Raw genomic sequence first — 12369 nt, 5'->3', positions numbered from 1 at the left:
CATGGCCCGCAAGTTCCTTTACGTGATCGCCGGCATCGTCGTGCTGGTCCTGGCCGGGCTGATCGCGCTGCGCATCTTCGCCGAGGATCTGACCGAGATGGCTTTCGTCCCCTCGGCCGCGTTCACCCCCCAGCCGCCCCTGCCCGAAGCCGCCTATGCCGCGCCGGGGATGTGGATCGCGCGGCCGGGCATGAGCGCGGCCGATCCCGCCGCGTGGCGCCCGCCGGGGCTGCGCGAGCCGGCGGGCGAGGCCGGCAAGCCGCTGGCGGTCGCGGTGTTCTTCATCCACCCCACCAGCCACATCACGCGCGACAGCTGGAACGCCTCGCTCGACGATCCGGTATCGCGCCAGCGCGCCGCGCTGTTCGTCAAGGGCATGGCCAGCCCGTTCAACCGCGCCGCCGCAATCTGGGCGCCACGTTACCGCCAGGCGGCGGTCGGCGCTTTCCTGACCGACGCGCCCGAGGCGGCCCGCGCGCTCGACCTGGCCTATGGCGATGTGCTGGAGGCGTTCGACGTGTTCATCAGGACGGTCGATCCCCGACAACCGATCGTGCTGGCCGGGCACAGCCAGGGCGCGTTCCTGCTGCGCCGCCTGATGCGCGACCGGATCGCCGGCACGCCGCTCGCCGCGCGCGTCGCGGCCGCTTATGTCGTCGGCTGGCCGGTTTCGCTGGCCCATGACCTGCCCGCCATGGGCCTGCCGGCCTGCACCGCCCCCGATCAGGCGGGCTGCGTGATGAGCTGGCTGTCCGTCGCCGATCCAGCCGAAACCGCCATGCTGCTCAAGGCCTATGCCCGCCGCCCCGGGCTTGACGGGCAACGCCTTGATGGCACCGGCATGGGTGACACGGCGTTCCTGTGCACCAATCCGATCACCGGCGCGCGCGATGGCCGCGCCCTGGCCAGGGACAACCTGGGCACGCTGGTGCCCGATGTCGCGGCCGAAAGCGGCGAGCTGGTGGCGGGCGCGGTCCCGGCGTTCTGCGGCGAGGATCATTTCCTGCACATCGGCCCGCCGCCCGATCTCCAGCTTGGCCCTTATGTGCTGCCCGGCAACAATTACCACCTTTACGATATCCCGCTGTTCTGGGCTAACCTGCGCGCCGATTTCGAACGCAGGGTGAAGGCATGGCGGCCATCCCGCTGATCACGACCAGCGCGCTGGAATATCGCGACGCCTTGCCCGAAGGCGGCGCGCTGATCGCGCTTGACCTTGGCACGCAGACCATCGGCACCGCCTTCTGCGATGCCGGCTGGCGCATCGCCTCTCCCGGCAAGACGCTGAAGCGCGGCAAGTTCGGCGCGGACAAGGCCGTGCTCGAAGCCCTGGCGAACGAGCGCGCGATCAGGGGCGTGGTCATCGGCCTGCCGCTCAACATGGACGGCAGCGAAGGCCCGCGCGCGCAATCGAGCCGCGCCTATGCCCGCAACCTGGGCGTGCTGGGCCTGCCGATCCTGCTGTGGGACGAGCGCTGGTCCACCACCAGCGCCGAACGCGGCCTGATCGACCAGGACATGAGCCGGGCCAAGCGCGCCGAGCGAATCGATTCGGCGGCGGCGGCGGTGATCCTGCAAGCCGCGATCGATGCGCTGGCGGGCGGGGTATTCTAGAGTCTGTCTGGAAATGCGCGAAAGAGCGCATTTCAGGGCGGCACCAGCCCGCTCCGGCCACGCTGAATCAGGCTTTAGCTCCGCGCGCCGCCCTCGCCCACTTCGCCCGCCGTGCCCATCGCCGCGTCGACCAGGCCGGTGCGGCTCATCCACCAGAACAGGACGATGCCGGGCAGCGCCGCCAGCGTGGTGAGCAGGTAGAAGTTCACATAACCCATCGCCTCGATCAGCGCGCCAGCCGTGGTGCCGGTCAGGAAACGCCCGACCACGCTGGCCCCGGCCGAGATCAGCGCATATTGCGCGGCGGTGAAGCGCAAGTCGCACAGGGCCGAGAAATAGGCGACCACCACCACCCCACCATAGCCCGAGGCCGCGTTCTCGAAGCCGATCGCGCCGGCCATGCCGATATTGCTGTGCCCCGCCGCCGCCAGCAGCGCGAAGCTGAGGTTGGAAATGCCCATCAATACCAGCGCGATCAGCACCGATCGCTTCAGCCCCAGCCGCGCATAGGCGATGCCGCCGATGAAGATGCCGATGAAATAGGCCCAGAAGCCCACGCCCACGTCGTAGATCGCGATCTCGTCATTCGAGAAGCCCAGATCGTCGAACAGCAGGCGGAAGGTGAGGTTCGCCAGCGTATCGCCGACTTTGTGGACCAGGATGAAGATCAGCACCAGCACCGCGCCGCTGCGCTGGAAGAATTCGATGAACGGCCCGACGATCGAGGCCCAGACTTCGGCCAGCCCCTTGCGCCGCGCCACGATCACGTGCCGCGCCGGCTCCCCCAAGAGCAGCGCCACCGCCATTGCGGGGATGGCGAAGACCGCGCAGGCGACATAGGCCGAGCTCCATCCCCACCGCGCCGCGACGACCAGCGCCAGTGCGCCCGCGCCAGTCGAACCGATCCGCCAGCCATACTGGCTCATGCCCGAGCCGGTGCCGAGCTGATAGGGCTTGAGCGTTTCGATCCGATAGGCATCGATCACGATGTCGAAGCTCGCCCCGGCCGCGCCCACCAGCACGGCGGCCAGCACCGTGCCGCCGATATCGCCCGCCGGATCGACCAGCGCCAGGTTGATGGTCGCGGCGATCACCAGCAGCCCCGTCACCAGCATCCACGAGACGCGCTGGCCCAGCTGGCCGATCGCCGGCAAGTGCACGCCATCGATGATCCAGGCCCAGAAGACCTTGAGGTTGTAGACCAGGAACGCCAGGGTGAAGGCGGTGATGGTCGATTTCTCGATACCATCCTGCGCCAGCCGCGTGGTCAGCGTCGCGCCGATCATCGCGTAGGGAAAGCCCGAGGATACGCCGAGGAAGAAGGCGGCGAGCGATTCCTTTTCCAGATAGGGCCGGATCGATTCCCACAAGTCGCGCCGCTGCGCCGGCGCCGGTTCGATCGTTTCGGTCTCCACGCCGTGCTCCCCTGCTCGCGAATGATCCATGCTTAGCGCGCCGCCCCGCGATGGGAAGGCTGGATGATTGCGCGATCAACAGCTAAGCGCGGCTTATGTCCAGACCAACCGACCGGCCCGGTGCCAAACGTCCGACCGCGCGTCGCGGCGGCCCGCGCCCGAGTGCCCGCCCGCCAGCGGCCCCGAAGCCCGCGCCTGCAAAGCCCGCTTCGGCCAAGCCGGCCCCCCCGCGCGATGGCGCCGCCAGGCCCGGCGACGCGCGCGAGGGGGAACGCATCGCCAAGCTGCTGGCGCGCGCGGGCGTCGCCAGCCGGCGCGAGGCCGAGCGGATGATCGCCGAAGGCCGCGTCAAGCAGGGCGAGGACACGATCACCACGCCCGCCACCGTGCTGCCCGACCTGCGCGGCGTGACGGTGGACGGCAAGCCGGTGAAAGCGCCCGAGGCGACGCGGCTGTTCGCCTTCCACAAGCCCGCCGGGCTGCTCACCGCCGAGCGCGATCCCGCCGGCCGGCCGACGATCTATGCCGCGCTGCGCAATGCGCTGCCGCCGGCCACGCCCCGGCTGATGCCGGTGGGCCGGCTCGACCTCAATACCGAAGGGCTGCTGCTGCTGACCAACGATGGCGAGTTCAAGCGCCTGCTGGAACTGCCCGCGACCAAGGTGACGCGCACTTATCGCGCGCGCGCTTTCGGCGACGTGACGCAGGCGCAGCTGGAAGACCTGATCGAGGGCATCGAGATCGACGGGATGCGCTATGGCCGGATCGATGCCAACATGGATCGCCGCACCGGGCGCAACCAGTGGATCGAAATGACGCTGACCGAAGGCAAGAACCGCGAAGTGCGCCGCGTGTTGGAGCATCTCGGCCTCCAGGTCAGCCGCCTGATCCGCATCGGCTATGGCCCTTTCGCGCTGGACGAACTGCCCAAGGGCGCGGCGGTGGAAATCGCCCCCAAGGATCTGGAACGCTTCCGCAAGGAGCTTGCCGGAGGCCGGCGCGCATGAGGATCGTTGCCGGCGAATGGCGCGGGCGCAAGCTTGCCGCGCCCGAAGGCGATGCCACGCGCCCCACCGCCGACCGCACGCGCGAGACGCTGTTTTCGATGCTGACCAGCCGGCTGGGCGCGTTCGAGGGGCTCAAGGTGGCCGATCTTTTCGCCGGATCGGGCGCGCTGGGGCTGGAAGCGCTGTCGCGCGGGGCGGCGCACTGCCTGTTCGTTGATCAGGACGCGGCGGCGATCCGCGCGATCCGCGCCAATATTGCCGCCCTGCGCGCGCAGGCGCGATGCGAGGTGCGCGCCGGCTCGGCGCTCACGCTGGGCCCCGCGAAAGAGCCGCTCGACCTTGTCCTGCTCGATCCGCCTTACGGCACCGGCGCCGGCGCGGTCGCGCTCGACAAGCTGAACCGGCTGGGATGGATCGCCCCGGCGACCTGGATCAGCCTGGAGACGGGCCGGGACGAGGCGGTCGCGGTGAAAGGCTTCGAAGCCGAAACCGTGCGCGACGCTGGCCGCGCGCGGCTGCACCTGCTGCGGCTGGCCTAGCGCGTGATCGTCTTGGATTGATACGTCGTGATCGCGCTGGGAAGCCCGCAAGGGATCAGGCCGGCGTGAACTTGATGTGCAGGTCGGCCAGGCTGCGGAACGAATACGTCGGCTCGAAACGATAGGTGCGCGCGCCGGGCGGGCCGTGGTGTTCCTCCGAAATATCGATCCAGGCGGTGCGCGCCAGCAGGCGTTCGAGCACCACGCGCGTCTCCAGCCGGCCCAGCGGCGCGCCCAGGCAGCCGTGCACGCCGCGGCTGAAGCTGAGGTGATCGCGATTGCCCGGCCGGTCGATATCGAGCTTTTCGGGATGGGCGAAGTGCCGGGGATCGTTGCTCGCGCCGGTCAGGCTGACGTTGAGGATGGTACCCGCCCTGATCGGCTGCCCGCCCACGGTCGTGTCGGTCAGCGCCAGACGGTAGGCGGCCTTGACCGGCCCGTCATAGCGCAGCACTTCCTCGATGAAATCGGGTATCCGCGCGGGCTCGGCCCGCAGGCGGGCCTGCAGGTCCGCATCGTCGACCAGTTCGAGGACGCAGCGCGCCATCAGCCGCGACGTGGTGTCCTGCCCGGCGCCATACAGGAAGCGGCCAAGGTGCGAGAGCATGTCGGGATCGGGCACGGTGCCGTCCTTGTAGCGCGCATTGGCAAGGTCGGAGAGCAAGTCGCCGGTCGGCTGCTCCTGCCGCTCCCGGATATAGGCATCGAAGCGGTCCTTGAGGAACACCAGCGGGTCGGGCCCGATCTTGTGCGCGGCATCGCCATCGAGCTGGCTGGGCACCGGGCCGATCAGTTCGAGCAGTTCGGCCCGATGCTCCTCGGGAATGCCGAGGATGTCCGAGATCGCGTAAGTCGTGGTGGCATGGGCATAATCGGTAACGACGTTGCACCGGCCCCGGTCGATGAAGCCGTCGATCAGCCGATCGGCCAGCGCATAGAGATAGTCCTCATTGGCCTTGAGCCGCTTGAAGGTCAGCAGGCTGGTCAGCAACGCGCGGTTCTCGGCGTGCTTCTGGCCATCGAAGCAGACGAGATGCTCCGACCAGGGCATCCGCGCACGGTGCGCGTCGAGCTGGGCAGTGATATCGTCGCCCTCGGGCTCGAACGGCAGGCCCAGGACCGGGCCGACCACTGACGGCGCGGAGGAATAGGTGCCGTCACGCGTGGTCAGCACCTCGACCACTTCGTCATAGCCCGTGACCATGATCGACCCGTGATAGGGCTCGGCGAACACCGGGCACCGCGCGCGGACCGCGTCGTAATAAGGGCGCGGATCGTCGATCAGCTTCGGGTCGGAATAGAAATCGGGTAACTCGTCGGCCATCGTCCCTTCATCCCTCTCGCTTCACGGCTTTGCCGGGGGCTTGCGCGGCCATGCGGCCGCCCCCCTGTTCGTCGGATTGTTAGCCTGCCGATCGCGCCATGGCAACGCGATCTCTTCCGCTGTGCAGGCGAAGCCGCCTCCGGCGCATCGTCCCGGCGAACACCGCCCGGTTGACAGCCTGCGCGCGCTAACAATAGGACGAACACGCTGGCCAACGCGCCGGCCGCGCGCGGCGAATCGAGAGACCGCGCACGATCATTCCGGGAGAGACGCGCGTGACCGAACTGTTGCCGGGTGAGTTCGAGGCGATCGCCACGGGCATCTACCTCGAAGGACTCGCCGTGGACCATGAGCGCGAGGCGATCTGGTACAGCGACGTGATCGGCGGCGGCATCCACGGCGTGAAGCCGGACGGGACCAGGCTCGGCGTGCTCAACGAAGGCCGGATGTGGACCGGCGGGGTGCTGATGAACGCCGATGGCGCGGTGCTGTCTTCCGGCCAGGGCGGGATCATGTGGAACCACCCGGAAACCGGCAAGTCGGGCTGGCTGATCGCCGAGCTGGAAGGCCGGCCGGTCAACGGCATAAACGAGATGTGGCCCGATGGCACGGGCGGCATCTTTTTCGGCACCAACGATATCGAACACGTCATCGCCGCCAGGGAAAGCCGCCCCACCGCGGTGTACCGGCTGACGCGCGACCGGCAGGCGATCCGCCTGGCCGAGGGCCTCAGGTTCTCGAACGGCATCGCCCATGATCCGGCCCGCGCCCTGCTGCATTGCTCGGACACCTTCGGCAAGGCCTATACCTGGGACGTCGCGCCCGACCTGACGCTGGCCAACCGGCGCGTGCTGCTCGACCGTGATGATTGCGACGGCATGACGATCGACGCGGCAGGCAACGTCTGGATCGCGGGCGTGTTCTCGCCCGGCATCGTACGGCGCGTGACGCCCGGCGGGGAGGAACTGGCGCCGGTGCACACCCCGCCCGGCACGACCACGCAAGTGCGCTTTGGCGGCAGCGACGGCCGCGATATCTACCTCAACATCGTGCCCCAGGACGCCGGCGAGTGCCTGAAGCACGGCAAGCCGCTGTCGGGCACCTCGACGCTCTATCGCGGCCGGTCCGAAGTGCCCGGCGTGAAGATCGCGCCGGCGAACTTCACGCTCGGCTGATCGGAAGAAGGAAGCGATCATGACACAGGCACCGCAAGGCAGGATCGCCATCGTCACCGGCGCCAGCCGGGGCGCCGGCAGGGGCATCGCCAGGGCCCTCGGCGCGCATGGCTGCACCGTCTACGTCACCGGCCGGTCGCAGAAGGAAGGCGATGCCTCGATGCCGGGCACGATCCACGCCACCGCGCGCGAAGTGACCGAGGCCGGCGGCCGGGGCATCGCGGTGGCCTGCGACGCGGGCGACGATGCGCAAGTCAAGGCGCTGATCGACCGGGTGATCGCCGAGGCGGGCCGGATCGACATCCTGGTCAACAATGCCTGCGCGGTGCACGATCGGCTGGATGCGCCCGGCCAGTTCTGGGAAAAGCCGATCGAGATCGGCAACATGATCACCGTGGGCGTGCGCAGCGGCTTCGTCGCCAGCTGGCACGCCGCGCCGCATATGGTGAAGCAGGACAAGGGGCTGATCGTCTTCACCTCCTCGCCCGGCTCGATGCATTACTGCTTCGGCCCCGCCTATGGCGCGCACAAGGCGGGGCTCGACAAGATGGCCTTCGACATGGGCGTGGACTTCGCCGACGCGGGTGCCAATGTCGCGGCGGTCTCGATCTGGATGGGCGCGCTCGCCACCGAGCGGCTGCTGGGCATGATCGAGGCCATGCCCGATCGCTTCGCCCACCTGAAAGGCACGCTGGAATCGCCCGATTACACCGGCCATGTCGCCTGGGCGCTGCTCAATGACCCGGAGATGATGCGGCACAACGGCAAGACGCTGATCGGCGCCGAAGCGGGCCGGGACTACGGCATCACCGATATCGGCGGCGCTTTCCCGCCCTCGGTCCGCATCGGCACCGGCGCCCATCCGCCCGAGTACGCCCCTTACAAAGTGAAGTGACCCCCGCGGGCCGTCATACGCCGGCCACGCAACGTTCCCTGAACCGTCTCGAAACCGCATCTGAAACGTCACTGAAGTGACCGACGGCGGTCAGAATCGGAGAGCAGATGCTGCGCTGCGAAAAATCGCAGTTCAGGGGGAACATCCATGCGAATCGAATTGAGCCGGAATCCCGGCTTCCTCGGCGTGAGCCTGCTCGCGCTGGCCATTGCCACGCCGGCCCACGCCGCCGAAGCCGACGCGGCCGAAGATGCGAGCGCCGAGACGGAAATCGTCGTCACCGGGATGCCCGCGACCTACAACAACTCGGCCACCGACGAGGCGATGATCCTGCAGCAGCCGCCGGTCGCCTCCGCGCTCGACCTAGTCGACAACCTGCCGGGCGTGCAGGTGCAAGAAGGCGACGCCTTCGGCTTCGACGACTGGTCGACGGCGGTTTCGGTGCGTGGCTTCCAGTCGAACCTCGATACCCAGCAGGTCGGCATCACCATCGACGGCCTGCCCAACGGCGGTTCCGGCTATGGCGGCGGCGCCAAGGCCAACCGCTATATCGACACGATGAACATCGGCACGATCGCGGTCTCGCAAGGCACCGCCGACATCGGCTCGCTCTCGAACGAAGCGCTGGGCGGCACGCTCGACTTCGTGACGTCCGACCCGCTGGAAGAGCGGCGCGTGCGCTTCTCGGGCGCGGTGGGCGATTTCCAGGCCAAGCGCATCTATGGCCGCTTCGATACCGGCAATGTGCTGGGCGGCGTGGTGCGCGCCTGGTTCTCCGCCTCCTATCAGGAAGGCAGCGACTGGGTCGCCCAGTCGGCGCAGAACAACCGCCAGAACTATGCGATGAAGTTCATCGTCGATACGCCGGTCAAGCTCACCGGCTATGTCTCGTTCGATGACGCGCTGGAAAACAACTACGACCAGATCTATTCGGCCGACCAGTATGCCGCCGCGCCCAAGACCGACGGGCTGACCGCGCAGTGGTATGGCGTTCCTTACGAGGACCAGGCCTATCGCCGCGCCTGGGCCACGCTGCGCCAGAACTTCTTCGCCTACCTCAAGGCCGAAACCAAGATCGCGGACACGCTCGACGTCAAGGTGGCGGGCTATTACCACGACATGGCCGGCCGGGGCGACTGGGTGCCGCAATATGTCGTCGATGTCATCGCCGATGGCGCGGGCAAGCCGCAAAGCGAGCTGAACGGCGGCCACAAGGATGGCGGCGCGATCCTGGGCCAGATCTTCTTCGTCGATGCCAACGGCGTGGCGCTGACGCCGCGCGCGGGCTGCGTGGGCCACATCACCTTCCCTTACGGCGGCACTTCCGATCCGAACTATGACCCGGCCTGCTATCCGGCCGGCGCGATCGGCGCGCAGTCCTACCGCCACACGCATTACCGCAAGGACCGCACCGGCGGCACCGCCGACGTGGCCTGGAACGCGACGTTCGGCGAAGTCGACAACCGGCTGCGCGGCGGCGCGTGGTATGAGAAGACCCACCGCCAGGAATGGCGCGACTGGCACAACGTGACCGACACCTCGGTCGGCCCGGCCTACGATTCGCTGGCCTACTGGACGCAGTACCGCCGCGAATATCCGCAGGACACGTTCAAGTGGTACGTCGAGGATCAGGCCATCTACGGCCCGGTGACCGTGACCGTGGGCGCCAAGCAGTTCATCAACCACATCGAGCGGATCGACGCGTTCGGCGAGAGCGAGAACACCCGCTTCAAGTCGACATCGAAAGTGCTGTTCTCCGGCGGCGTCCAGTTCGAGCCGGTCCACGGCCTCAACCTGTTCGGCGGCTATGCGGAGAACTTCAAGGCGCTGACCGACGCCCTGCTGGAATACAACAACGCCGACATCTCGCAGCTCAAGCCCGAAACGGCGAAGAACTGGGAAGCCGGCGCGCGGTACCAGACCGGCTGGTTCAACGGCTCGGCCACCTGGTTCAAGAGCAAGTTCTCCAACCAGGTGATCTTCGTGCCCAACTCGACCCAGGCGGGCAACGATTACCTCAGCGAAGGCGACGGCAAGTTCTTCAACGCCGGCGGCATCGATGCGCAGGGCTTCGAACTGCTCGCGCAAGCGCGGCCGCTGCCGGGCCTGAACCTCTATGCCTCCTACACCTACATCGACGCGACCTATCGCGGCACGGGCAATGACGCGCTCGATGCCGAGCAGGGTATGCACCCCGGCAACCGCGTTACCGGCATTCCCAAGAACATGTGGGTGCTTTCGGCCGATTACCACACCGGGCCACTGCGCGTCGGCGTTTCGGGCAAATATACCGGCAAGCGCTTCGTCAACACGTCGAACACCTGGCAGGCCGACAACTACCTGCTGACCGACGCCTACATCGGCCTGAAGGGCGAGGCGTTCAGCCATCTGCTCAAGGGCATCGACGTGAGCCTGACGGTCAACAACCTGACCGACAAGAACTACCTCGGCGGCATCTCGGGCAACGCCGCGTGGATCGGCGCGCCGCGCAGCGCGGTGCTGACCGTGACCGCGGACTTCTGAACGCGCCTAAGCTGAAAGACCTTGCGGGCCGGCCTTGGCGCCGGCCCGCCTCGTTTGCGCCCGGCGCGCTTTTCCGAAGGCGACGCACTTCGGTGGCACCGGGCAGCCCACTGATTTCATCGCGGGAGCGAGCCCCATGACCGAGCCTTGTGCCAAGTTCCGCCTTTCGGCCGGCGTCTCGCGCCGCGCGATCCTGTCGGGGCTTGCCGGCACCACCGCGCTGCTGGCCCTGCCCGCCGGCCTTTGGGCGCACGTGCCGGCGAGCAGTCCGGTGTTCCGCCACGGCGTCGCCAGCGGCGATCCCGATGCGACCAGCGTGGTGCTGTGGACCCGCGTGACGCATCAGGGCGCCGCCGAAGTGGCCTGGGAACTGGCCGAAACCGCCGCGTTCGATCCCGTGCTCCGGCGCGGCATCGCCGCGACCGGGCCCGAGCGCGATCACACGGTGAAAGTGCTGGCCGAAGGGCTGGCGCCGGGCCGGACCTATTACTACCGCTTCCGTTTGGGCGATGCCTGGTCGCCCGTGGGCCGCACGCGCACGTTGCCGCAAGGCCGGCTGGACCGGCTGGGCATCGCGCTGGCATCGTGCTCCAACTATGCCTTCGGCTTCTTCAATGCCTATGACGCGATCGCGCGGGATGCGGATGTCGATTTCGTGCTCCACACCGGCGACTACATCTACGAATACGGCGCGGACGAATGGGGCGGCCCGGTGGCCCATACGATCGACCGCGTGCACGCGCCGGCCAACGAGATCGTCTCGCTGGCCGACTATCGCACCCGCCACGCCCAGTACAAGACCGACGCGGGATCGCGCGCGATGCACGCCGCGCACCCGCTGCTCGCCTGCTGGGACGACCATGAAAGCGCCAACGATCCCTGGATCGGCGGCGCGGAAAACCACCAGCCGGCCAAGGAAGGCGATTGGGCCGCGCGCCGCGCCGCCTCGATCCAGGCCTATTACGAATGGATGCCGATCCGCGAGCCGGCGCCGGGCCGCACCCGCGCGCAGTTCTGGCGCGGCTACAGCTTCGGCGATCTGGCCACGCTGCACACGCTGGAAACCCTGCACACCGCGCGCGCCAGGCAGATCGACTATCTGGCGCACGCCACCACGATCACCAGCAAGGACGCAGCGGCGAAGTTCCGCCGCGACGTGCTGGGTGAACCCGGCCGCAGGCTGCTGGCGCCCGAACTGGAAGCCGATCTGGAAGTGGCGCTGGCCGCCTCGGTCAAGGCCGGACAGCCCTGGCGGCTGATCGGCAACCCGATGGTCATCGCCCGCTGCGACGTGCCCGATCTGGCCGCGCTGGGCCTGGTACCCGATCCCTATCCCGCGCTCGCCACCGCCACGCTGGCCGATCTGGCCAGGGCGGCCGAAAGCCCGGCGACGATCCTGGCGTGGAAAGGCCACTGGAACCTGCCGTTCTACCCCGACACCTGGGATGGCTATCCCTGGGCGCGCGAGCGGCTCTACGCGCTCAGCCGCCGGGTGGGCGCTGGCGATCTCGTGTTCCTGTCGGGCGACAGCCACAGCTTCTGGGCCAATCGCCTGAAGGACGACGCGGGCCGCCCGGCGGGCATCGAGATCGGCACCGCCGGCATCTCGTCGCCCGGAGACTTCATCGACAGCGGCTTTGCCCCGGATACCGCGCGCAAGCTCGATGCCGCCTTCGCCGAGCATGTGCCCGAGATCGTCTGGACCGACAACATGCACCAGGGCTATGTGCGGATCGAGCTGGAGCGCGAGCGCGGCCTGGCCAGCTTCATCGGCGTCGATACCGTGCTCTCGCCCGATTACCGCACCTTCACCATCCGCCGCGCGCCGTTCGCCCGCCAGGGCGCGAGCGTCGATTTCACCTGACTCGCGCGCGCCG

At 68.2% G+C, this 12369-nt stretch carries 10 protein-coding genes; 8 read left to right on the top strand and 2 right to left on the bottom strand.

Features of this window, described 5'->3' with window-relative positions; all coding sequences use genetic code 11:
* Window position 1 precedes the first annotated feature (1 nt).
* Both PYV00_RS14550 and ruvX read left to right on the top strand, forming a co-directional pair.
* Window positions 2–1150: a DUF3089 domain-containing protein gene (locus PYV00_RS14550; protein WP_275229017.1), complete on the top strand. Its 1149-nt coding sequence runs from the start codon at window positions 2–4 to the stop codon at window positions 1148–1150.
* Window positions 1132–1614 carry a Holliday junction resolvase RuvX gene (gene ruvX, locus PYV00_RS14545; RefSeq protein WP_275229016.1) on the top strand — a complete coding sequence of 161 codons (483 nt, stop codon included), beginning with the start codon at window positions 1132–1134 and terminating at the stop codon, window positions 1612–1614. Before PYV00_RS14550 ends, ruvX begins: the two co-directional genes overlap by 19 nt.
* A gap of 74 nt (window positions 1615–1688) precedes the next feature.
* Here ruvX and PYV00_RS14540 read toward each other — a convergent pair whose 3' ends face one another.
* Complete coding sequence (locus tag PYV00_RS14540; protein ID WP_275229015.1) at window positions 1689–3029, bottom strand: MFS transporter; 1341 nt, start codon at window positions 3027–3029, stop codon at window positions 1689–1691.
* A 95-nt stretch (window positions 3030–3124) separates the two neighbouring features.
* On the opposite strand from PYV00_RS14540, the gene PYV00_RS14535 reads away from it, so the two are divergent.
* Together PYV00_RS14535 and rsmD are read left to right on the top strand one after the other, a co-directional pair.
* A complete protein-coding gene (locus PYV00_RS14535) occupies window positions 3125–4036 on the top strand; it encodes a pseudouridine synthase (RefSeq protein WP_275229014.1) in 912 nt (303 codons plus the stop codon).
* Entirely contained in the window at window positions 4033–4575 is a 543-nt protein-coding gene (gene rsmD, locus PYV00_RS14530; protein WP_275229013.1) for a 16S rRNA (guanine(966)-N(2))-methyltransferase RsmD, read from the top strand. The genes PYV00_RS14535 and rsmD overlap by 4 nt, the downstream gene beginning before the upstream one ends.
* A gap of 55 nt (window positions 4576–4630) precedes the next feature.
* On the opposite strand, the gene PYV00_RS14525 is transcribed toward rsmD, so the two are convergent.
* Window positions 4631–5899, bottom strand: coding sequence for a cytochrome P450 (locus tag PYV00_RS14525; protein WP_275229012.1), 1269 nt, complete (start codon window positions 5897–5899; stop codon window positions 4631–4633).
* 275 nt (window positions 5900–6174) lie between these two features.
* Here PYV00_RS14525 and PYV00_RS14520 point away from each other — a divergent pair, with 275 nt between their 5' ends.
* From PYV00_RS14520 to PYV00_RS14505, 4 genes are all read left to right on the top strand, one after another.
* Entirely contained in the window at window positions 6175–7074 is a 900-nt protein-coding gene (locus PYV00_RS14520; protein WP_275229011.1) for an SMP-30/gluconolactonase/LRE family protein, read from the top strand.
* A 19-nt stretch (window positions 7075–7093) separates the two neighbouring features.
* A complete protein-coding gene (locus PYV00_RS14515; protein WP_275229010.1) occupies window positions 7094–7969 on the top strand; it encodes an SDR family NAD(P)-dependent oxidoreductase in 876 nt (291 codons plus the stop codon).
* A gap of 147 nt (window positions 7970–8116) precedes the next feature.
* Complete coding sequence (locus PYV00_RS14510) at window positions 8117–10492, top strand: TonB-dependent receptor (RefSeq protein ID WP_275229009.1); 2376 nt, start codon at window positions 8117–8119, stop codon at window positions 10490–10492.
* Between the two features lie 136 nt (window positions 10493–10628).
* The gene (locus tag PYV00_RS14505) at window positions 10629–12356 is read left to right on the top strand and encodes an alkaline phosphatase D family protein (RefSeq protein ID WP_275229008.1); all 1728 of its coding nucleotides are present in this window, start codon (window positions 10629–10631) and stop codon (window positions 12354–12356) included.
* The last annotated feature ends 13 nt before the right edge of the window (window positions 12357–12369 follow it).

The organism is Novosphingobium album (ex Liu et al. 2023) (assembly GCF_029076845.1).
Taxonomy (GTDB): Bacteria; Pseudomonadota; Alphaproteobacteria; order Sphingomonadales; family Sphingomonadaceae; genus Novosphingobium.
Note: the sequence above shows the minus strand (reverse complement) of the source record. Positions and strands in the feature narration are given on the sequence as shown.

Bases quoted from the DNA above. Each gene is read 5' to 3' on its own strand.
- PYV00_RS14510 (WP_275229009.1), top strand. From the start codon at position 8,117: ATGCGAATCGAATTGAGCCGGAATCCCGGCTTCCTCGGCGTGAGCCTG.
- PYV00_RS14550 (WP_275229017.1), top strand. From the start codon at position 2: ATGGCCCGCAAGTTCCTTTACGTGATCGCCGGCATCGTCGTGCTGGTC.
- rsmD (WP_275229013.1), top strand. From the start codon at position 4,033: ATGAGGATCGTTGCCGGCGAATGGCGCGGGCGCAAGCTTGCCGCGCCC.
- PYV00_RS14515 (WP_275229010.1), top strand. From the start codon at position 7,094: ATGACACAGGCACCGCAAGGCAGGATCGCCATCGTCACCGGCGCCAGC.
- PYV00_RS14525 (WP_275229012.1), bottom strand. From the start codon at position 5,899: ATGGCCGACGAGTTACCCGATTTCTATTCCGACCCGAAGCTGATCGAC.
- PYV00_RS14505 (WP_275229008.1), top strand. From the start codon at position 10,629: ATGACCGAGCCTTGTGCCAAGTTCCGCCTTTCGGCCGGCGTCTCGCGC.
- ruvX (WP_275229016.1), top strand. From the start codon at position 1,132: ATGGCGGCCATCCCGCTGATCACGACCAGCGCGCTGGAATATCGCGAC.
- PYV00_RS14535 (WP_275229014.1), top strand. From the start codon at position 3,125: ATGTCCAGACCAACCGACCGGCCCGGTGCCAAACGTCCGACCGCGCGT.